General features: G+C 64.9%; 19 protein-coding genes. 8 read left to right on the top strand and 11 right to left on the bottom strand.

Annotated features, from left to right (window positions below):
- The first annotated feature begins 15 nt into the window (after positions 1-15).
- Positions 16-339: a transcription factor S gene (locus Har1131_RS12460; RefSeq protein WP_151146672.1), complete on the top strand. Its 324-nt coding sequence runs from the start codon at positions 16-18 to the stop codon at positions 337-339.
- Here the strand turns inward: Har1131_RS12460 and Har1131_RS12465 are convergent.
- Entirely contained in the window at positions 336-1,115 is a 780-nt protein-coding gene (locus Har1131_RS12465; protein ID WP_008310006.1) for a winged helix-turn-helix domain-containing protein, read from the bottom strand. The genes Har1131_RS12460 and Har1131_RS12465 overlap by 4 nt on opposite strands.
- A 305-nt stretch (positions 1,116-1,420) precedes the next feature.
- Here Har1131_RS12465 and Har1131_RS12470 point away from each other — a divergent pair, with 305 nt between their 5' ends.
- The gene (locus tag Har1131_RS12470; RefSeq protein WP_151146675.1) at positions 1,421-2,248 is read left to right on the top strand and encodes a hypothetical protein; all 828 of its coding nucleotides are present in this window, start codon (positions 1,421-1,423) and stop codon (positions 2,246-2,248) included.
- A gap of 77 nt (positions 2,249-2,325) precedes the next feature.
- Here Har1131_RS12470 and Har1131_RS12475 read toward each other — a convergent pair whose 3' ends face one another.
- Positions 2,326-2,598, bottom strand: a complete 273-nt coding sequence (locus tag Har1131_RS12475; RefSeq protein WP_008310011.1) for a hypothetical protein — start codon at positions 2,596-2,598, stop codon at positions 2,326-2,328.
- A 180-nt stretch (positions 2,599-2,778) separates the two neighbouring features.
- Between Har1131_RS12475 and Har1131_RS12480 the strand changes: the two genes are divergently transcribed.
- The 3 genes from Har1131_RS12480 to Har1131_RS12490 all read left to right on the top strand — a co-directional run bounded on the left by Har1131_RS12480 (position 2,779) and on the right by Har1131_RS12490 (position 5,597).
- Positions 2,779-4,146, top strand: coding sequence for a phosphoribosylamine--glycine ligase (locus Har1131_RS12480; protein ID WP_151146678.1), 1,368 nt, complete (start codon positions 2,779-2,781; stop codon positions 4,144-4,146).
- A 91-nt stretch (positions 4,147-4,237) separates the two neighbouring features.
- Positions 4,238-4,489 (top strand): hypothetical protein, encoded by a 252-nt coding sequence (locus Har1131_RS12485; RefSeq protein WP_008310015.1) that lies wholly within the window; start codon positions 4,238-4,240, stop codon positions 4,487-4,489.
- Positions 4,490-4,595: 106 nt separating this feature from the next.
- Positions 4,596-5,597 carry a DUF368 domain-containing protein gene (locus tag Har1131_RS12490; protein ID WP_014039952.1) on the top strand — a complete coding sequence of 334 codons (1,002 nt, stop codon included), beginning with the start codon at positions 4,596-4,598 and terminating at the stop codon, positions 5,595-5,597.
- A gap of 6 nt (positions 5,598-5,603) precedes the next feature.
- On the opposite strand, the gene Har1131_RS12495 is transcribed toward Har1131_RS12490, so the two are convergent.
- Together Har1131_RS12495 and Har1131_RS12500 are read right to left on the bottom strand one after the other, a co-directional pair.
- Positions 5,604-6,707, bottom strand: a complete 1,104-nt coding sequence (locus Har1131_RS12495) for an NADH:flavin oxidoreductase/NADH oxidase (RefSeq protein ID WP_151146681.1) — start codon at positions 6,705-6,707, stop codon at positions 5,604-5,606.
- A gap of 98 nt (positions 6,708-6,805) precedes the next feature.
- Complete coding sequence (locus Har1131_RS12500) at positions 6,806-7,771, bottom strand: beta-ribofuranosylaminobenzene 5'-phosphate synthase family protein (protein ID WP_050037781.1); 966 nt, start codon at positions 7,769-7,771, stop codon at positions 6,806-6,808.
- A gap of 121 nt (positions 7,772-7,892) precedes the next feature.
- Between Har1131_RS12500 and ilvD the strand changes: the two genes are divergently transcribed.
- The gene (gene ilvD / locus Har1131_RS12505; RefSeq protein WP_151146684.1) at positions 7,893-9,620 is read left to right on the top strand and encodes a dihydroxy-acid dehydratase; all 1,728 of its coding nucleotides are present in this window, start codon (positions 7,893-7,895) and stop codon (positions 9,618-9,620) included.
- A gap of 176 nt (positions 9,621-9,796) precedes the next feature.
- Here ilvD and Har1131_RS12510 read toward each other — a convergent pair whose 3' ends face one another.
- Positions 9,797-10,039, bottom strand: coding sequence for a hypothetical protein (locus Har1131_RS12510; RefSeq protein ID WP_023843189.1), 243 nt, complete (start codon positions 10,037-10,039; stop codon positions 9,797-9,799).
- Positions 10,040-10,365: 326 nt separating this feature from the next.
- Here Har1131_RS12510 and Har1131_RS12515 point away from each other — a divergent pair, with 326 nt between their 5' ends.
- Positions 10,366-11,715: a PAS domain-containing sensor histidine kinase gene (locus Har1131_RS12515; RefSeq protein ID WP_044952180.1), complete on the top strand. Its 1,350-nt coding sequence runs from the start codon at positions 10,366-10,368 to the stop codon at positions 11,713-11,715.
- On the opposite strand, the gene Har1131_RS12520 is transcribed toward Har1131_RS12515, so the two are convergent.
- The 3 genes from Har1131_RS12520 to Har1131_RS12530 all read right to left on the bottom strand — a co-directional run bounded on the left by Har1131_RS12520 (position 11,712) and on the right by Har1131_RS12530 (position 15,476).
- Positions 11,712-12,431 carry a metal-dependent hydrolase gene (locus tag Har1131_RS12520; protein ID WP_014039946.1) on the bottom strand — a complete coding sequence of 240 codons (720 nt, stop codon included), beginning with the start codon at positions 12,429-12,431 and terminating at the stop codon, positions 11,712-11,714. The genes Har1131_RS12515 and Har1131_RS12520 overlap by 4 nt on opposite strands.
- 50 nt (positions 12,432-12,481) lie before the next feature.
- Positions 12,482-15,067: a heavy metal translocating P-type ATPase gene (locus tag Har1131_RS12525; protein ID WP_151146687.1), complete on the bottom strand. Its 2,586-nt coding sequence runs from the start codon at positions 15,065-15,067 to the stop codon at positions 12,482-12,484.
- Positions 15,068-15,212: 145 nt separating this feature from the next.
- Positions 15,213-15,476: a hypothetical protein gene (locus Har1131_RS12530; protein ID WP_014039944.1), complete on the bottom strand. Its 264-nt coding sequence runs from the start codon at positions 15,474-15,476 to the stop codon at positions 15,213-15,215.
- A gap of 145 nt (positions 15,477-15,621) precedes the next feature.
- Here Har1131_RS12530 and Har1131_RS12535 point away from each other — a divergent pair, with 145 nt between their 5' ends.
- The gene (locus Har1131_RS12535) at positions 15,622-16,707 is read left to right on the top strand and encodes a S1C family serine protease (RefSeq protein ID WP_151146690.1); all 1,086 of its coding nucleotides are present in this window, start codon (positions 15,622-15,624) and stop codon (positions 16,705-16,707) included.
- A 37-nt stretch (positions 16,708-16,744) separates the two neighbouring features.
- Here the strand turns inward: Har1131_RS12535 and Har1131_RS12540 are convergent, their stop codons facing one another.
- From Har1131_RS12540 to priS, 3 genes are all read right to left on the bottom strand, one after another.
- Positions 16,745-17,176: a hypothetical protein gene (locus Har1131_RS12540; RefSeq protein WP_044951753.1), complete on the bottom strand. Its 432-nt coding sequence runs from the start codon at positions 17,174-17,176 to the stop codon at positions 16,745-16,747.
- 103 nt (positions 17,177-17,279) lie between these two features.
- Positions 17,280-18,245: a hypothetical protein gene (locus tag Har1131_RS12545; RefSeq protein ID WP_050006863.1), complete on the bottom strand. Its 966-nt coding sequence runs from the start codon at positions 18,243-18,245 to the stop codon at positions 17,280-17,282.
- Positions 18,242-19,420, bottom strand: a complete 1,179-nt coding sequence (gene priS, locus Har1131_RS12550) for a DNA primase small subunit PriS (protein WP_050037778.1) — start codon at positions 19,418-19,420, stop codon at positions 18,242-18,244. Before priS ends, Har1131_RS12545 begins: the two co-directional genes overlap by 4 nt.
- Between the last annotated feature and the right edge of the window lie 30 nt (positions 19,421-19,450).

Here is a 19,450-nt window from a genome sequence, read left to right on the forward strand (position 1 = left end):
GTCCGACGGGCGTGTATGCAGTTCTGCGACGACTGTGGTTCGATGATGCACGCCGACGGTGACGAGATGGTCTGTCAGTCCTGTGGCGCGCGGGTCGCGAAAGACGAGGACCGCGCGGCCGAGTTCGTCAGCACGGACGAACAGAGCGGCGACGAACTGATAGAGACCGAGGAGGGTTCGAACTTCGAGGGCAAGCCGACGGCTGACGACGTGACCTGTGAGGAATGCGGACACGGGAAAGCGTGGTACACGATCAAACAGACCGGGTCAGCCGACGAACCGCCGACGCGCTTTTTCAAGTGCCAAGAGTGTGGCCACCGATGGCGTGAGTACAACTAGAGCAGCGAATCCAGAATCCGGAGCTCTTCCTCCTCGGATATCTTGTCGGAGTCCATACACGCGTGGACGACCTTGTGGACGAGTTCGGGGTCCTGAAACGGCTGTGGCGAGCCGCCGCCGTCGGTGACGGTTTCGACCTGGCCTTCGAGTTCGGCCAGTTGCTCGGAGAGGTCCTCGACAGTCGACTGGAACGTAGTCAGCGTGGTGTTCACTTCGCCGGCCGCTGTCTCGACTTCCGTTGGCGAGCGGTCGCCGTCGTCGGACGCAGTATCAGGGCCTGACGCTTGACTGTTGGCTCCGTCGGGGTTGTCTGTTGACTCCGGCGATTGGGTATCGGGTGCCTGGGTTGCTGAATCGTCCGATATCGTCGCTGGTTCGGCTTCTCCGTCGCTGAACACAGCGTTTGCGAACGCTTCTCGGTTCGCCCAGTCGAACCCGTCGATTCCGTTGACGCGGTTGCTCACCGTCGAAGCGGTGACGCCGAGCTTCTCCGCGAGGTCTCGCTGGGATGCGGTGGGGTGTTTCTGGATTGCTCGGATCGTCTCACGTTCTGTCGATGAGAGGTCCGCAGGGGCGGGGTACGACTGCGACTCGGCTGACGGTTCACTCTGTGACTGGTCGGCCGTTTCCGTCTCGTCGGCCTCAGCCGGGTCGCCGTGTTCCTCAAGAACTCGCTCGACCAGTTCCGCTGTCGCACTCGGTACTTCGGCCGCAAGCTCTGCGATGGATGCCTCGGGGTTCTCAGCCGCTACATCGAGTATTTGCTTGTGACGCATCGATTTAGGGGCCGTTCGGCCATTCGTTGATTTGCTCATTGATATCACCACGTAGGGATGGTACCTCCACCCGATCCCCCAACCTGATACACATTTGACTGAAACCAATGGAATTGTCAAAAGCTTTTGGTTAGTCACAAACATTAATTAAGATGTTATTTAATCTGACATCGCCTGCCTCATCAGCGACACAGACGACCCAGATCGAGGAGACAGGTCTATTCCGGGCCGAACTGGAAACAGTCGGTCAAAACTGAACCCGTGCCTTCTGAAAGCATTTATCGGGGGCAGGGCAACGCAGAGCCATGTACCGCCGTCGCGTTCTGGCACTCTGCGGACTGGCAATCAGCGGTGCAGGATGTCAGGGTAGGACTGACGACACCGAAACAGTGACACCAGTCCCGTCACCGGCCGTCAGCGAGACTGACACTGGGTCGCCGCCCAGTGTGACGGTCACGGACGCCGCGGTGGCACCGGGCGTCGTGATTCCCCGCACTGACTCCATCAGCGTTGAACCGACAGCCGGCCAGTTCCTCGTGCTCACGACGACTGTCGAGGGCTCGGGGGTAGACCCGAGTGCATTCTCGCTCAGAGTCGATGGGTCGACGTACAGCCCCGAGACGTTCAGGAACGGTCTGTATCGCGACGGCGAGTGGGGCCGACAGTTCACCGAGGCCGGTGGGCCGCTGGTCTTCGACCTGCCCGAAACCGGCTCAGCTAGCGACGCCCGACTGTCTTGGCCCGGCGGGGAGTGGACGATGCCGAAGACAGTTCAGAACAGACTCGAAGCACCGTTGCCGTCGTTCGACGTTACTCTCGACGGACCGGAGCGTGTCACTGAGCCAGCCATGCCGACGCTTGAGATAACAGTCACGAACACGGGCGACACCGCAGGTCGGTACGTCCTCGCACTCAACCGAACCGGCCCACGCGTCGCCTACGCGCCTGTCGGCCGATTTGATAGGGTACTGGAGCCAGGAGAAACAGCGGGTATCACGCACGACGCTAAGACACCGTACGTCGACGATACGGAGCCGCGTGAAGTCACGTATCATCTGCGGGCCCCGGACGATAACAACGACGCGACACACCGGATCAAGCCGGTCGACGAGGAAACCGCGACCGAGTCGTAGCGACTCATCGGTTCGAAAGCCGTCTTTCCGTCGCAGAAAGTCACCGGACAGCCGTGTGTTGGCGCAGGAGCGCCGCCTCAGACCCCTTCGAGGTCGGACCGGTACTCGTTGATCTGGTCGTCGGCGTCGTCGATGGCTTCGGTCACGTCTTCCGCGTCGCCACTGCTGAGGTCGTTGAGCGCCGACTGGATGCGGGCGAGTCGGCCGTGGTCCGGGCCGCGTTCGTCGGTTGCGAGGGAGTCGAGCTGGGCAGCGAGTTCGGCGAGGCGCTCGCTCGCCTCGTCGCTGTCAGTGTCTTCGGCCGCTGATTCGAGCAGTTCACTCGCGGACGCGAGTTCGTCGCGTGTCATACGTGGGGATTTACAGATGGGGACTAAAACGGTTCGGCTTACGGAAGTGGGCTTATTTAAATAGATCAGTGGGCATCGAGCAACCGGGCATGACTGGCCGGTTCGCTGCCATCGCGATAGCGATGACCTGTGGTCGACAGGACAGGAAACGTTTACCCCGCACCCGCCCGCAAACGCGCCATGGCGAATTTCCTCTTTTGTTCGTTGGACGCGGCGCTCATCGGTGACATCGCCTGGCAGGTCAGCCGGGAGGGACACGACGTCCGGTACTACATCGAAGCCGACAGCGATCAGGAGATCGCCGACGGGTTCGTACCGAAGACCGACGACTGGCGGGGCGACCTCGGCTGGGCCGATGTCGTCGTCTTCGACGACATCTGGGTCGGCGGCGACATCGGCACCGGTGAACTCACACGGGAACTCCGGGCCGAAGGCCACGCCGTCGTTGGCGGGACACCCAACACAGATGCGCTCGAAGAGGACCGCGGCTACGCGATGGAGGTCCTCGAAGACCACGGTGTCAACACTATCGAGCATCACGTCTTCGAGGACTTCGACGCCGGCATCAAGCACGTCCAGGAGAACCCTGCGCCGTACGTCATCAAACCGCTCGGGGAAGTCCAGAACGTCAAGCGACTGCTCTACGTCGGGAACGAGGATGACGGCAGCGACATCGTCGATGTGCTTCGAGCGTACAAGAAGGCGTGGGGTCACCGGATGAAAGGGTTCCAGCTCCAGCGGAAGGTCGAGGGCGTCGAAATCGCCGTCTGTGGTTTCTTCAACGGCGAGTCGTTCGTTGAACCGACCAACTTCAACTTCGAGCACAAGAAGCTGTTTCCGGGCAACATCGGTCCCTCGACCGGCGAGATGGGTACTTCGATGTTCTGGGCCGGCCGGAACGAACTGTTCGCGGAGACACTCGGCAAGGTGGAAGGCTGGCTCGCCGACGAGGGGTACGTCGGCAGCATCGACATCAACTGCATCGTCAACGAGGACGGTATCTATCCGCTGGAGTTCACGCCGCGGTTCGGGTACCCCACAATCACGCTCCAAGAGGAGTCGTTCGAATCAGAAACAGGCCAGTTCTTCCTCGATCTGGCGAACGGGCGCGACCCCGAACTGGAGGTCCACCGCGGGTATCAGGTCGCGGTTCGGGTCGTCCTCCCGCCGTTCCCGTTCGACGACCAGAAGACGTACGACGAGAACTCCCGCAACGCCGCGGTCGTCTTCGGATCCGACAGCCGCGAGGGCATCCACATCGAGGACGCGAAGCGCGTGCCCGTCGAGGGCACGGACCGCGCGACCGGCGAGAGAAGCGAGTCAGGAGCGGCGGTCGACGGGCAGTGGCGCGTGGCTGGCGAGAGCGGGATGCCGCTGGTCGTCACGGGCAAAGGCGATACGATGCAGGGGGCGCGGGAGCAGGCTTACGGGCGCGTCGACGATATCCTCATTCCGAACTGTTACTACCGCGACGACATCGGCGAGCGGTGGATAGAGGGCGACGGGGACCGCCTGCAGGCATGGGGCTATCTCGGCCCTGCTGTGTAGCGACGTGCAGGATAGCGTTCCTGTCTGACCGAGCTTTGGCACGCGCCGAACGTGGACCTTTATGTGTGTAACACATACCCATGATTGACGAATGGACGCACAAACTGAACGGTCGCCGCTACACGTCTCGCACACCGACCACGACGACGGCTGGACGGTCGCCGTCGACCTCGACTCGCTTCAGGTCAGCGACGACCATGTGACAGTCGATATCATCGGGACGGAAGCCATCGTTGCCGTCGACGCCCCGCACCTCCAGACGGAGTTCGACGTCGACCTGCCGGCCGCCGGCGCGGTCCAGACACTCAGGAACGGCGTGCTCACGCTATCGAAGCGGAGCTAGCGCTGTCGCGGGCCACTTGTTCAGCCGCAGTCTCGCAGTTGTGACAGCAGCACAATACGACGTGACTCCACAAGGAATTTGAGCGTGATGCTGGAAGCGTTCAGTGATGACCACCCCTCCCGACCAGGACCCGCCGACGGTTCTGGGCTCGGTGCCACCGCTTCGTGCGTGGATTCGAACGTTTCTCATCGGCCTCTGTATGGGCAGCGCGGACGGGGTCCCCGGTGTTTCCGGGGGCACAATCGCGCTCATCGCCGGGGTCTACGAGCGACTCATCGCCGCGATTACCGCCGTTACGCCGGGCCGCGTAATACGGTTCGTTCGCGCTCTCACACCGCTAGACGGCGGTGTTGATTTGCGCGGCGCGTTTGCCGAACTCCTCGAACTCGACATCTGGTTCCTCCTCGCGCTGGTCGCCGGCGTCGGCACCGCCGTCGTCATCGTAACACACATCGTCACCGTCGCCAGCCAGGAGACGCCGGCGTTGCTTTTCGGCTTCTTCTTCGGCCTCATCGCCGCCTCCGCGGTGGTGTTGCTGCGCAGTCTCACGGTCGAGTCGCCGTTCCAGATAGGGGCCGGCGTCCTCGGGTTTCTGCTTGCGTTCTACGTGTCCGGCGTCTCGAACACCGCCGCCGACGGCGGCAGTCTCGCACTCGTCTTCATCGCCGGCATGATCGGCGTCAGCGCGATGATTCTGCCCGGCATCTCGGGATCGCTGTTGCTCGTCATCCTCGGGCAGTACGACAGGATGTCAATGGCGCTCGCCGACTTCGTGGACGCGCTCATTGCGCTCGCCACCGGCGGGCCAGCCGAAGACGTGACAACGACCGCCGTGCCGGTCGTGACGTTCATCGTCGGCGGGCTGGTCGGCCTGTTCACCATCGCACGCGTCGTCCGTCGGGCACTGGAGTACAACCGCCGGGCAACGCTGGCCTTCCTCGTCGCGCTCGTCGTCGGCGCACTCCGCGCTCCGGTCGTGAAGGTCCGGAGTGAAGTCGGCTTCTCGACGGACGTTCTCATCGCGTTCGTCGCTGCCGCCGCTATCGGCGCGGCCTTCCTGCTCGCGCTCGACTGGTACGCCGTCGACCTCGACCTGGATAAGATCTAAACAGGTTCAGAAGCCCCAGGCGCGGCGGTACTGCGGCGGCCCCTCTATCTCGTCGGTCGCGTCGAGTTCCCTCGCGGCATTCATCGTGAAGTACGGGTCCCGGAGGTGCTCGCGGCCGACGATAGCCATATCGGCCCGGTCGTTAGCGATAACGGCTTCGGCCTGTTCGGGGGTCGTGATGCCGCCGACAGCGCCGACGGCGATGTCCGACTTCGTTTCCTCTCGGATCCGCTCGGCGTACCGGAGCTGGTAGTTCGGGCCGGCGTAGTCGGGGCGGGATTCGGGGTGGATGCCGCCGTCGCTCACGTCGATGAGGTCCACGCCGATGTCGGCGAGTCGGTCCGACAGTCGCACGGAGTCCTCGACGGTCCAGGAATTGCGGTCGGGAAGCCAGTCCGTCGCGGAAATACGGACGAACACCGGCTTGTCGTCGGGCCAGACCTCGCGGACGGCGGTCGTGATTTCACGGACCAGTCGCGTGCGGCCCTCGAAGTCGCCGCCGTAGTCGTCCTCGCGGTGGTTCGTCACCGGCGAGAGGAACTGATGCAAGAGGTAGCCGTGGGCGGCGTGGACCTCTGCGACCTCGAAGCCGGCGTCGAGCGCGTGCTCGGCGGCGGCGCGGAACGAGTCGATGACCGCCTCGATGCCGTCCTGATCGAGCGCTGTTGTCGGCGGAGCCTCACCGTCTTCGTACGGCCAGGGGTCGTCACTCGGTCCGACGACTTCCCAGCCGCCGTCGTCGGGTTGGAGCGGGTCGTGGCCGTCCCACGGTCGTTCGATAGAGGCTTTCCGCCCGGCGTGGGCCAACTGGATGCCCGGCACGCTGTCCTGTTCAGTGATGAACTCTGTAATCGGTTCCAGCGCCGCCGCGTGCTCGTCGCTCCAGATACCCAGGTCCTCCGGCGAGATACGGCCGCGAGCTTCGACGGCGGTCGCTTCAGTCATGACCAGACCTGCACCGCCGACGGCACGAGAGCCGAGGTGGGTGCGGTGCCAGTCGGTGGCGAGGCCGTCGCGGGCCTCACAGGAGTACTGGCACATTGGAGAGACCATGACGCGATTCGGGACTGTCGTCTCGCGGAGTTCCAGCGGTGAGAACAGTGCAGTCATCGACGGGGGTTTGCTGCCGAGACTGATAACCGCACTGGCGGCTGCAAGCATCGTCGTTAGTTCTGGCGACTGGTACTGAACGGCCCGCCGCTTGGTCCCTATTCAGTCAGCGACGCACCGGTGTTCCGGGGCGCGACAACGCGAACCGTTCCGTCGACATCGGCCGCATCGAGTGCCAGCACACCCGCGTCACGGGCCTCCGATTCGTAGTCCGCTGTCGTCAGTCCCCAGACGGTTGGCCCCCAAGAGCTCTGGCCGGCCCCGGAGATGACCGGGGCGCTCGCCAGTGACTCGACGAGTGCGCCGGCTGGCGGGCGGTAGACGCCGCCCTGTTCGTCAGCGTACCACGCGCCGTTGAGTCGGCCCAGCCGCGCCGCGGCCTGCCCGAAGTCGTCGTGGTCTCTGGTGGCAATCGCGGGGAGCAGCCGCCGGGTCAACAGCGTCGAGATCTCGTCGGCGATGCCGGGGTCGGCGCGCTCGACGGCCTGCCGCATGCTCTGGTCCTCTGCTGCTCCGCTCTGGCCGGGGTCGGTGTCCGGGACGACGATGACAAAGCGCCAGTGTGCGGGGACGTGGTGATGGGCCAGCACCGGCGGCACGTCCCAGTCACCTTCTGCTGGGGGTTCGGCCGTGAACCGCTCCGTTGGGTGCCCGCCGTCGATGACGAACCCACCCGATTCAAACGCGGCCACGCCGACGCCGCTCCGGCCGCCCCGGCCCAGTTGCGGCGCGTATGTCCGTGCGTCAGCGGTCCGGTCGTAGGCCCGAACGACGGCGATGAGCGTCGCCAGCGAGAGCTGTGTGCCGCTCCCGAGGCCGACGTGTCGCGGGAACCGCTCCTCGACGGAGACAGCAGCGCCGGGGACGCCGAGCGCGTCGACGACGCGTCGGACGTACGGTTCGGTCGCCGGGTCGTCACACTGGACCGTGTCGGCTCGTGTCGCCTCGACGGTCAGCCGCGGCTCGTCGAGGGCAAGCCCGACGCCGCCGTAGAGGCGCTCGTGGGCGAGCGAGAGGTTCTGAAACCCGAAGTGGAGTCGCGCGGCGGTCGTGACCGTCGACATACCGCGGCGGAAGTTCCCGACGGAAAAGAACCTGCTGTCACCGGTGGGTTTCGCCGTGCTCTCATGTGGGACGTTAGCGTGAGTACAAGTTATTTAAGGTTGCCCATGGCCTCGGTGAAATATGAGCAATCAGGAGCGGCAAGAACGTCCGGAAAAAGACCCGGACCTGCGGAGTACCGAGGTGACGGAGGGATACGAGAAAGCCCCCCACCGCGCGATGTTCCGCGCGATGGGCTACGACGACGAGGACCTCTCCTCGCCGATGATCGGCATCGCGAACCCCGCCGCCGACATCACGCCATGTAACGTCCATCTCGACGACGTGGCTGACGCTGCCTACGAGGGTATCGACGACACCGAAGGGATGCCGATCGAGTTCGGGACCATCACAATCTCCGATGCCATCTCGATGGGGACCGAGGGGATGAAGGCGTCGCTCATCTCCCGCGAGATAATCGCAGACTCCGTCGAACTCGTCACCTTCGGCGAGCGCATGGACGGTATCGTCACCATCGGCGGCTGTGACAAGAACATGCCCGGGATGATGATGGCCGCAATCCGGACGGACCTGCCCAGCGTCTTCCTCTACGGCGGCTCTATCATGCCCGGCGAGCACGACGGCCGCGAGGTCACTATCCAGAACGTCTTCGAAGGCGTGGGCGCGGTCGCCGACGGAGAGATGAGCGAGGGCGAACTCGACGAGATGGAACGCCACGCCTGCCCCGGTGCGGGCTCCTGTGGCGGGATGTTCACCGCCAACACGATGGCGTCTATCTCCGAAGCGCTCGGCTTCGCGCCGCTGGGGTCGGCCTCTCCGCCGGCCGAACACGAGTCCCGCTACGAGGAGGCCCGCCGGGCCGGCGAACTCGCCGTCGAGGTGGTGCAGGAACGCCGCAGCCCCTCGGATTTCCTCACCCGCGAGTCCTTCGAGAACGCCATCGCCCTGCAGGTCGCGGTCGGCGGGTCGACCAACGCCGTTCTCCACCTGCTCGCGCTCGCGGCGGAGGCCGGCATCGACCTCGACATCGAGACGTTCAACGAGATCAGCGCCCGGACGCCCAAGATCGCCGACCTCCAGCCCGGCGGCGAGAAGGTCATGAACGACCTCCACGAGGTCGGCGGCGTCCCGGTCGTGCTGAAGGCGCTGAACGACGCCGGCCTGCTCCACGGCGACGCACTCACCGTCACGGGCAACACCATCGCGGAGGAACTCGAACAGATCGATCCGCCAACTGTCGAGGACCTCGATGTGGACTATCTCAACACAGTCGACGACCCGATCCACGAGCGCGGCGCGATTCGCATCCTCTCGGGCAACCTCGCGCCAGACGGCGCGGTTATCAAGATTACCGGCGAAGACCACCTCCACCACGAGGGACCGGTCCGGGTGTTCGAACAGGAGGAGGGGGCTATGGAGTACGTGCAGGAAGGCCGCGTCGAGTCCGGCGACGTGATCTGTATCCGCAACGAGGGGCCACAGGGCGGCCCCGGCATGCGCGAGATGCTGGGCGTGACCTCAGCCGTCGCCGGCCAGGGTCACGCCGAAGACGTGGCGCTGTTCACCGACGGCCGCTTCTCCGGCGCGACTCGGGGCTTCTCTATCGGCCACGTCGCCCCCGAGGCGTTCGTCGGCGGCCCCATCGCCGCGCTGGAGGACGGCGATACCGTCACCATCGACATCGACGACCACGAACTGTCGGTCGACCTCACCGACGAGGAGATCGAGCAGCGCCTCGAAGACTACGACCCTGAACCGACGTACGACAGCGGCGTGCTGGCGAAGTACCACAGCGACTTCGGCTCCGCGGCGAACGGCGCGGTGACGAACCCCGGCGCGAAGTGGGACTGAGACTGTCCCGAATTTCGCCACCACGAACATCGTACAGTAGTCACAGCCAACAGTGTGAGAAACCGACGACAGTGACGTCGGGTAGCGGGTCGACTGACGAACGCCGCCGAAGCAGGTCGCTGGCAGAACTAGGCGCCGTCAGAACCGAACGGAGTCGTCAGCGTGGCGGCACAGACTTACGTCCGTGTGACCGTGATGAGCCCCTCTTTGAGCGCCGCTTCGAACCGCTCGTCCAGTGTCATCTGGTCCCAGCCGTCCGGCTGGTCCTCTGTGGCGATCTCGGAAAGTGACTCGACCAGCGACCTGTGGAGGAACCGACCGTTCTCGCCGCACTCGCTGCAGGTCCTGATGATCGACCGAACCTCGAAGTTCCGCTCGACGGCGTCCTGGCATCGGGCGCACACGTACGTTTCGGACACACCTGACTATACGCCGCCCGGATACTCGGATGTTGTGAATCCTTTCAAGTGTGTGTCAGTATTGACTATCGACTGCCCCGTCAACGGCCCGTTGTCTCGAATATCACGCCACTGTTCTCTGGTCGGGAGACAACCATCGTGACATGAGATGGGCCTATAGCGAGCATTTCAGTTCACGTAACGGGGCAATCCGGAAGTCGGCTGGTTGCTTCGGGCAGCGGTGTCCAGTATCGGCCGGAGGGGTCGTTCCGCTGTTGTATCCTGTTTTATTTTCAACATGACTGCTAAACTTATTTACAATCCCGGGACAAATCATGGGCGTGTTGATGTCCCCGCCGACAGTCCTCCTCATCGCTGCCGAGACTACTGCCGGAGAGCAGTTACGGGCGGCACTTGAACAGGCAGCAATCGACGCAACGGTCGAGACGACAGAGCCCGAATGCGTCGATACGACACTGCTACGTACCGCGGTTGACTGCCTCGTCGTCCCGGTGACGTGTGGAGGGATGGCGGGCGGTCATCTGGCGGCGGCAGCCACCGGGCTCTACCCGAACCTCCCGGTGATCATGTACGGCAGTGAGGCGGACCGTGGTGACCACATTCGGACGGTCGACGGCGATCTTGGGTCGCCGGAACTGGCAGCCGCAGTCGGTGCAGCACTCGAAGACAGTGAGACGATGGCCGCCCGACCGGCTTCCCGGCCGGAGACGATTCTCGCCACGATGTTCGAACGGTACTCCGAGCACCTGTACGTGAAAGACGATGACCGGCACTATCTGTTGCTCAACGATTCGTCGTACGCCCCGCCGGAACTGCTCGGCCGGCGGGACGAAGACGGACTCCCCGCCGGGGCGACGTATCTGGATGCAGCACGCGGCGACGACCTGCAAGTCATCAACGACGGGGCCGACGTCCTCGACGTCCACGAGTTCTCGCCGTCGATGGGGAAACACCTCCAAACGTCGAAGATCCCCTGGTACGACGAGACCGACGAGCTAATCGGCCTCATCGGTATCACGCAGGATATCACCGACCAGAAAGAGCGCGAACGTCTCCTCAGACAACAGAACGAACGTCTCCGGAAGGTGGCGCTGCTGGCCGCACACGAACTCCGAAACGAACTCCAGGTGTCGACCGGCCATCTCTCGCAGGTCGAGGCCGACGACGAACACATCGACGCTGTGGAGCGTTCTATCGACCAGCTCTCCGGTATCGTCGACAAGGTCGTCTCGCTGGCGTCGAGCGACTCGCCAGCGTTCGAGCCCGAACAACAGTGGCTCTCGACGGTCGTCTGGGACGTGTGGAGTTCGCTATCGCTCGAAGCCGCATCGCTCGAAGTGACATCGGACAGGAGACTGCTGGCGGACGCGGAGTCGATGCGCCTGTTTCTCGAGATTCTGCTCTCGAACGCCGTCGAACACGGCGGCCCCGACGTCGCGATTCGCGTCGGTGCCACGTCTTCGGGCTTTTTCGTCGCGGACGACGGGCCTGGTGTCGACGTCTCGCCACCGGAGCGGGTGCTCGAAGCGGGGTACGCATCAGAGAAACAAAACAGCGGGTTCGGGCTCTACATCGCCAACCGGATCGCGAAAGAACACGGCTGGTCGCTGTCCGTCGATGACAGCGAGGCGGGCGGCGCGCGGTTTACCGTGACCGACGTGGAACGACCGGACTAGAGTTCGAACGTTTCGTCGCCGTCGAGGACGTGGACCTCGGCGTCGCTACCGGTGCCTTTGACCTCGTTCACGAAGTCTTGCGTTTCGATTTCGATTGGTGGGAACGTGTCGTAGTGCATCGGGAACGCGTGGTCGACGTCCAGCCAGTCGACGGCGACGGCGGCCTGCATCGGCCCCATCGTGAAGTGGTCGCCGACCGGCACCGCCGCAGCGTCCGGTTCGAGGAACGGCCCGATGACGTCGCGCATCTCCGTCATGAGACCGGTGTCGCCGGCGTGGTAGAACGTCGTCGACTCCGCGTCGCTGACCTGTGTCGGCTTCGTATCGGAGATGATGAACCCGCCCGGCATCCCGCCGCTCGCGCCGTAGCTGGTTTCCATGCCGTTCGTGTGGTCAGCCCGGTGCATCGTGACGAACGCGTCGCCGATTTCGACGGTGCCGCCGAGGTTCATCCCCATGCCACCGACGGCGTCGAAGTCACCGAAGTTGTCCTCGCAGTACTCGACGATTTCCGGCGTGGCCACGAGCCCACAGCCCTCGTAGCGGTCCACGTCGCCGATGTGGTCGGCGTGGCCGTGGGTCAGCAACACGTAGTCCGGGTCCAGTTCCTCGGGGTCCGTGTCCGTCTTGGGGTTATCGAAGAACGGGTCGATGAGCAATTCGGTGTCGTCGACTGTTACGTGCCACGTCGAATGGCCGTACCATGTGAGTTCCATGTCGGATGCACGCTACTCCCGGCGCATACTTAATAGTACACCGGGCCGGGCTAGGATTCGTCGTTTTCGTCCGGGCGGATTCGCGAGAGCCGCATCGCGTTCCCGGTCACGGCCGTCGTCATGCCGGCGTCGCCCGCGAGCACGGCGACCCAGATGGGGACGAGGCCGAACGGTACAGCGAGTGCAAGGCCGGCCTTGACCGCGAGACTGGCCCAGATGTTCTGGCGGATGACGCCGTTGGCGTCGTTGGCCAGTTCGTACAGGTACGGGAGCTTCGAGAGGTCGTCGCTCATGAGGGCGATATCAGCCGTTTCGAGGGCCGTGTCTGTTCCGGCGGCCCCCATCGCGACGCCGACGGTCGCGCTCGCCAGCGCCGGGGCGTCGTTGATACCGTCTCCGATCATCGCTACCCCCTCCTCGTACTCCTCGACGAGGCCGTCGATAGCGGCGACTTTCTCGTCCGGCAGGAGTTCCGCCCGGTAGTCGTCGACACCCACTTCCCGAGCGATAGCCCCAGCAGTGCGCTCGTTGTCGCCGGTGAGCATCACCGTCCGTTCGACGCCCAGGTCGCGGAGCCGGGAGACTGTGGCCTCCGCTTCCGGGCGCACCTCGTCGGCGACGGCGATGATCCCCTCGATCTCGTCTTCCGTGCCAACGATGACGACCGTCTTCCCCTCGGCCTGGAGTTCGGGAACAGTGTCTTCCAGCAAGTCTATGCAGTTGTTGCGCTCACAGAGCTGCTGGGCCGTTTTCGTGACGACACCGCCATCGGTAGTGGCGTGGACGTGTGAGAGATCGAAGCCGAGGTCGTCAAACAGCCCCGGCTTCCCGGCGTAGTGGGGCGTCCCGTCGATGTCTGCCCGGACGCCCTTGCCAGTGATACTCTCGAAGTCATCGACCTCGGCGCTTTCGACGCCGGTCGCTCCCGCCTCCGCGACGATGGCCTCGCCGATGGGATGTTCGCTCCGCTGTTCGAGCCCACGGGCACACTGCAGGACTTCATCCTCGGTGTTCCCGTTCAGCGGAACCACGTCGGTGACGGTCAGTTCACCTTTCGTCAGCGTGCCCGTCTTGTCGAACGCGACCACGTCGACCGCGCCCATCGCTTCGAGGTGATTGCCGCCCTTGATGAGCACGCCGTTCTTCGCGGCGCTGGTGATGCCCGAGACGACCGAAACGGGCGTCGAGATGACGAACGCGCAGGGACAGGCCAGCACAAGCAGGGTCAGGCCGTACACGACGGCGGTCGACCACGCCACGCCGAGCACGGCGGGGCTGGTCAGCGTCACGAGGACGGCGAAGGCGACGACGACCGGCGTGTAGTACGCCGAGAAGCGCTCGACAAACTGCTCGCGCTCGGTCTTGTTCGACTGGGCGTCCTCGACCATCTGGACGATGCGTGAGAGGGTATTGTCGCTGGCCGCCGCCGTGACCTGTACTTCCAGATATCCCTCCTCGTTGATTGTCCCGGCGTACACCTCGTCGCCCTCGGTCTTGTCGACTGGGACGCTCTCGCCGGTGATCGGTGCCTGATTGACCGCGCTGGTCCCGTCGATGACCTCGCCGTCCATCGGTATCTTCTCGCCGGGCCTGATGACGACGACATCGCCGACCCGCACCTCGTCGACGGAGACCGTCACCTCCTCGCCGTCCCGCAGGACCGTCGCCTCGTCGGGCGAGAGATCCATCAGTTCCGCAAGCGAGTTTCGGGCGCGGTCCATCGAGTAGCGCTCCAGCAGTTCCGCGACGCTGAACAGGAACGCAAGCGTCGCGGCCTCGAAGTACAGCGCCTCGCCGAAGGCCAGACTGGCGGTGAGCGCGCCCAGGATGGCGATGGACATCAGCAGGTCGATGTCCAGGTTCCGGTTGCGCAGTGAGTAGTAGCCGCCACGCAGGATTTCCTGGCCGCCCGTCGCGACCGCGATGAGAAACAGAACGTCGGCGACGTGCAGTGGCGACCCGAAGACGCTTCCGACCTGCGTGTTCGCGCCGGCCAGCAGGAACTCGAAGAGGAGGCCGACGGCGACGAACACGCCGCTGACCCACGTCTTCAGCGCCCGCGAACTGGTCCAGAGCGAGCCGTTTTCGTCCGTCTGCCCGGTCGCCGTGTCGTCCTCGCCTGTCGTCTCCGTGACCTCGTACCCGGCGCTCTCGATTGCCGCCACGAGGTCGCCCTCCGTCGTCGCGTTCCGGTCGTACGTGACGACGGCCGTCCCGGTAGTCGGACGCGTTTCGACGGCTCTGAGACCGTCAACCCTCCCCAGCGCGCTTTCGACCTTGCCGGCACAGGATGCACAGTCCATCTCCGGGACGCCGAACCGGAGCGTCTCGCCGCCGTCGTCTGCGACGCTGTAGCCCGCCGCCTCGACGCGCGCCGCTATCGCGTCCACGTCCGTCTCGGCCTCGTCGTACTCGACGGTGAGCCGACCCGTCGCTACCTGCGGGTCGACGGCCTCGATGCCCGCCAGTTCGCGGACGCTCGACTCTACCTTTCCCGCACAGGAGGGACAGTCCATCTCCGGAACGGACAGCTGTGCGATGTGGCTCCCATCGTGCGAGTCCGTTGCTGTCGGGTGATTATCGGCATTCGAGCAACTACATCCATCGCCATCCGAACAGCCGCCGGACTCCGTCATTACCGGTGCTAGGCTACCCGTTCTTATTAATTCAACTGCTAAAACCTGCGCGTTAAGTGGGATTGATTAATAAATGAATCCAGTTTTGTTATTAACCTAGCCGGCATCGGCCGCACTGTTGGCCGGCCTGGCTCAGACACTTCCCTCAGTCGAACGGCGTCGTCCGGGTCGGCTTTCCCTGTGCGTAGCGGATCCAGCGTCGCATATGTCGGCCGACCGCCCAGAACAGTACCACAGTCATCGCCAGTAGGGCCGACAGGAAGACGATTCCCAGCCGTATCGGCTCCTCGGTCGGGAGGCCGATGAGCAGTACGATTGTCCCGACGAGTGCCATCTCGACACCACATCGCAGACCGGGCAACACGAACCCCGGCGTCGGCGTTTTCGTTCCCGATGAATCCTCTGCCATGCCCCCCCGTATGCTATCGGGACGATTGTAGTTTGTGCCCGTCTTCGGGGCCGAACTGAAAGTCACGACACACCGCAATCGAGCACCCGGGTGCGGTAGAGAGACCCGACCGTGCCTTTTTCGCAGCCCAGGCCTACGCCCCAGTATGAAACAGTCTTTCACGCGCCGGGCGATGTTAGGGGCCCTCGGGACGGCCGTCGCGGCCACGGCTGGCTGTCAGAGCCCCGGGACCAGCAGCAATTCGGACGGTACCGCCCCCGACCAGTCGGGGGCGGCCGACGCGGTCGTGCAGTCCGACAGCGTCTACACCGACGTCTATCAAGAGGTCGCTGATGCCGTCGTCTCGATCAGGGTGTACGCCGAAGACTCGCGTGGTGGGCAGGGGAGCGGCTTCCTCATCGACGACGAACACATCGTCACAAACGAACACGTCGTCGCGGGCGGGGACGAGTACTACGTCCGCTTTGCCGACACCGGCTGGCGTTCCGCTTCCGTCGTCGGCGCGGACGTGTACAGCGACCTGGCGGTCCTCCGTATCGGCGCGACACCGGACGTGACACCTCTCTCGTTTGTGGAGACCGAACCGACAGTCGGGACCGAAGTCGTCGCTATCGGGAACCCGTTTGGCCTCTCCGGCTCGGTGTCCGCGGGCATCGTCAGCGGCGTCGACCGCACGCTCCAGAGCGCGAACAACTTCTCCATCGCGGACGCGGTCCAGACCGACGCACCGGTCAACCCGGGGAACAGCGGCGGGCCGCTGGTCACGCTTGAGGGCGACGTGGTCGGTGTCATCAACTCCGGCGGCGGCGACAACGTCGCCTTTGCCATCTCGGCCCCGCTCGCCCAGCGTGTCGTGCCGTCGCTCATCCAGACCGGCGACTACGACCATCCGTACATGGGTGTTGGCCTCCAGAGCGTGTCGCCGCGGATCGCCGAGGCGAACAACTTAGACCCCGGGTCCGGGGTGTACATCACCCGTGTCGTCAGTGGTGGGCCAGCGGCGGGCGTCCTACAAGGAAGCGACGGGGAGACGACGATTTCGGGGACGGAGATTCCCACTGGCGGTGACGTGGTCAGACAGATGAACGACACGCCGACGCCGACGCGGCAGGCGCTTGGAAGCTTCCTCGCGCTAGAGACCAGCCCCGGCGAGACGGTCGACGTACTGATCGAGCGCGACGGGACACAGGAAACGGTCGAACTCACGCTCGGCTCGCGCCCGGAGCCGTAACGAGCGTCGGCGGCCGAATCTGCTGCTCCGACCGTGGTTACCGCGTCCGGAGCCCGCCCTGTTCGTTACGGCTGCCACCGGCCAGGACGTAGCTGACGGCGGCAGCGAGGGGCAGTGTCACCGGGAGCCCCGCGACGAGCAGGCTGATACCGAGGCCCCTATTGCCGAACACGTAGAGCGCAACGCCGGCCGCAGTGACCACGACGAAGTCCGCGATGGTCGCCAACGCGGCCAGTCGGAGGCGGGCCGCGCGGTCGGAGAGTTCGCCCGCCGCCGCTCGGTCGCGGTGCCACAGCAGGACATAGCCGGCGAACAGTCCGGTCAGACCGGCCGACACGCCTACCGGGAGGCCGATGAGCAGTGAGAACTCTATCTGCGGTTCGAAGCCGGCGGTCACCGAGACGGTCGTGACGGCAAACGCAAGGACGCCGAGGAGCAGCGCGACGACGATGCGGACGTGCGTGTTCATACGTATCAACTGTACGACTGTCCACAAATAGTCCATCGCTGTCACAGAACAGAGTGTCGGGCGGTACTTCGCACAGCGGCCTGTTCCAGCCCATCGCGTCGGCTTATTCTAACGGTTCGGCGGCGTCCTGTTCGACCAGCGGGTCGGCGTTGTCGGCCGGCAGCGTCACCACGTCGTCCGTCGAGAGGTCGTACTCACGCTGGTCGACGCCGAATATCTCGCCCACGTCGTCCGTGATGCGGACCGTCCGTCGGTCCACGTCGGCGGTCCCAGCGGTGTCTGAACCGGCTGGTGACTGCGGTCCGCTGTCGGCGTGCGCCGGGTCCGCCGCCGGGCCGGGGTCGGACTCAACGCCGGGCTCGGCCGGAGGAACTGGCACGTCGTCACCGGCGGCCGGCACGTCTGCTTGGTCGGGCTGACTGTCGGCAGTGGGATTGCTGCCCGTATCCAGGTCGGGCGGCGGCGTCGGTGTGTCGGGTTCCTCCGCGGGCTCCGACTGGTCCCCGCCGCCGCCCATCATGTCAGCCGCGTCGACACCCGTGTCTGGCGTCGATGGCGGCTCGGGCGGGTCGGCCGTGTCGGCCGTGTCGGCTGCCGGTTCGTTCGCCGTTTGGCGTGGCTCCGGGTCGGGGGCCTGTCGCTCGTCGGATTTCGGCTCGTCGCCGACCGCGCCGGTCGGGGCTTCCCCCGCGATGACGTCAAGGACGTGGCCCCGGTTGGACTCGATAGCCTCGACCATCGTCTCGAACAGGTCCCGCTCCTCGCGTGTGAGGCCGTCGTCCTCGGTCGGCATGTCCGCCGCGGCCAGCGACGCCATCTTCACGATCTTGCCGACGCGCCGTTCGTAGACGGCTTCGACGGTCTGTTCGGCAGTCTTAATATCGTCAGTCAGGCGGTTGACCTCGGGCGAGTCGAACGGGTCCTCGGCGCGCTCGGCCGCGCGGTCGCGCTCCGACCGAAGCTGTTGAATGAACTGCCCGGCGTCCTCGTAGAACGTCTCGCGCAGCTGCTGGAGCTGGTCGGTCTGGCGTTCCCGCGATTGGACGGACTGGAGTTCGTCTACGTTCATTCCTTCCCCTTCTCAGCACGCCCGCGGGCCATGAGAAACACGCCCACGTGCTCTGGTACAGTCTGATTACCCGCCTCCAGTGTAAAGCTATCGCCATCCAGTTCGACGAGGCCGCCGTCGGTCACCTCAACGGTGATATCGTGGCCCCGGAACGTCTCCGGGACAGGGTCGACCAGCGGGTCGAACGCATCGAGGTCGTCGCGGTCGATTCGTTGAACCTCCAGCCCGCTGCCGCCGTGCAGCGAGCCGGGCAGGCGGATGAGCCGGTTCGTGTCCGTCGTCACCGGTTCGTCTATCGGCGCGTTGTCCGCCGCGACAACTTCGTGCAGGAGAATCTTCGCCAGCTGGTAGAACGCGGGGTGGACGTCGATGTTGCCGGCCTCCAGTTGTTCGTAGTTCGACCGGGCCGCGTTCAGCGCCGCGGTCGCCTTCCCCTCGCCGATGCCGTCGTACTCCTGCAGTTGTTCGAGCGCGTCCGCCTCCTCCATCGCGAGGAGGTCGTCGACGACAGCGAGCATGTGGCGGTGCGCGCGGGCGCTCCAGCCGCCCTCCGTCGAGAGCGTCCGCTTCTGTGCCGGACTGGACCGGCCGGCCGTGCCGGCGACGGACTCCTCGTCGACCAGTTCGTCGAACTCCAGGCCGATACCGCGGACGTAGTCGACGATCTCCCGGCGCGCGTCCCGTTCGAGGTGACGGATGCGCTCGTCGCGGACGTGGACGTGGTAGCCACGACCGCCGGAGAACACGACCGTCAGGTCTTCAAACCCGAAATCGTCCTCCAGAAAGTCGAGCAGCCTGAGTAGTGCGTCCTTGCACTTAGCGAGCATCTCGGCGTAGCTGTCCTCGCCAAGCACCACGGAGGGCAGGTGGTCGGCGTCGAGGTCGAACACGAGGTCCGAGGAGCGCCAGCCCTTGTCCGACATCGTCGAGGCGCTCGGTTCGTCGTAGCGGCCCGCGGAGAAGTAGACGTGGCGGGGCTTCCGGCGGCCGAGGAAGTCCTCGATCTCGCCGAGGTCCAGCAGCGAGCGATGGCGGACCATCGTCTCGCCGGGGCCGTCGGTCCAGGGAATGAACCCCCATTCACGTTCGTTCGCGGCCGGCGGCGGCGTTACGGACGCCTGTCGGTAGTGATCGCCGAACCGGCCACGGAGGTACGCGCGGGTCCGCTCTTCCATCGGCTACCTCGTTGGGGAGGTCCCTTGAAA

Origin of the sequence: Haloarcula sp. CBA1131 (assembly GCF_008728975.1) — an archaeon.
Lineage (GTDB): Archaea > Halobacteriota > Halobacteria > Halobacteriales > Haloarculaceae > Haloarcula > Haloarcula hispanica.

What these genes read in the sequence shown, in the direction of transcription:
- Har1131_RS12460 (WP_151146672.1), top strand. Translation starts at nt 16, where the DNA reads ATGCAGTTCTGCGACGACTGTGGTTCGATGATGCACGCCGACGGTGAC.
- Har1131_RS12465 (WP_008310006.1), bottom strand. Translation starts at nt 1,115, where the DNA reads ATGCGTCACAAGCAAATACTCGATGTAGCGGCTGAGAACCCCGAGGCA.
- Har1131_RS12470 (WP_151146675.1), top strand. Translation starts at nt 1,421, where the DNA reads ATGTACCGCCGTCGCGTTCTGGCACTCTGCGGACTGGCAATCAGCGGT.
- Har1131_RS12475 (WP_008310011.1), bottom strand. Translation starts at nt 2,598, where the DNA reads ATGACACGCGACGAACTCGCGTCCGCGAGTGAACTGCTCGAATCAGCG.
- Har1131_RS12480 (WP_151146678.1), top strand. Translation starts at nt 2,779, where the DNA reads ATGGCGAATTTCCTCTTTTGTTCGTTGGACGCGGCGCTCATCGGTGAC.
- Har1131_RS12485 (WP_008310015.1), top strand. Translation starts at nt 4,238, where the DNA reads ATGGACGCACAAACTGAACGGTCGCCGCTACACGTCTCGCACACCGAC.
- Har1131_RS12490 (WP_014039952.1), top strand. Translation starts at nt 4,596, where the DNA reads ATGACCACCCCTCCCGACCAGGACCCGCCGACGGTTCTGGGCTCGGTG.
- Har1131_RS12495 (WP_151146681.1), bottom strand. Translation starts at nt 6,707, where the DNA reads ATGACTGCACTGTTCTCACCGCTGGAACTCCGCGAGACGACAGTCCCG.
- Har1131_RS12500 (WP_050037781.1), bottom strand. Translation starts at nt 7,771, where the DNA reads ATGTCGACGGTCACGACCGCCGCGCGACTCCACTTCGGGTTTCAGAAC.
- ilvD (WP_151146684.1), top strand. Translation starts at nt 7,893, where the DNA reads ATGAGCAATCAGGAGCGGCAAGAACGTCCGGAAAAAGACCCGGACCTG.
- Har1131_RS12515 (WP_044952180.1), top strand. Translation starts at nt 10,366, where the DNA reads ATGTCCCCGCCGACAGTCCTCCTCATCGCTGCCGAGACTACTGCCGGA.
- Har1131_RS12520 (WP_014039946.1), bottom strand. Translation starts at nt 12,431, where the DNA reads ATGGAACTCACATGGTACGGCCATTCGACGTGGCACGTAACAGTCGAC.
- Har1131_RS12525 (WP_151146687.1), bottom strand. Translation starts at nt 15,067, where the DNA reads ATGACGGAGTCCGGCGGCTGTTCGGATGGCGATGGATGTAGTTGCTCG.
- Har1131_RS12530 (WP_014039944.1), bottom strand. Translation starts at nt 15,476, where the DNA reads ATGGCAGAGGATTCATCGGGAACGAAAACGCCGACGCCGGGGTTCGTG.
- Har1131_RS12535 (WP_151146690.1), top strand. Translation starts at nt 15,622, where the DNA reads ATGAAACAGTCTTTCACGCGCCGGGCGATGTTAGGGGCCCTCGGGACG.
- Har1131_RS12540 (WP_044951753.1), bottom strand. Translation starts at nt 17,176, where the DNA reads ATGAACACGCACGTCCGCATCGTCGTCGCGCTGCTCCTCGGCGTCCTT.
- Har1131_RS12545 (WP_050006863.1), bottom strand. Translation starts at nt 18,245, where the DNA reads ATGAACGTAGACGAACTCCAGTCCGTCCAATCGCGGGAACGCCAGACC.
- priS (WP_050037778.1), bottom strand. Translation starts at nt 19,420, where the DNA reads ATGGAAGAGCGGACCCGCGCGTACCTCCGTGGCCGGTTCGGCGATCAC.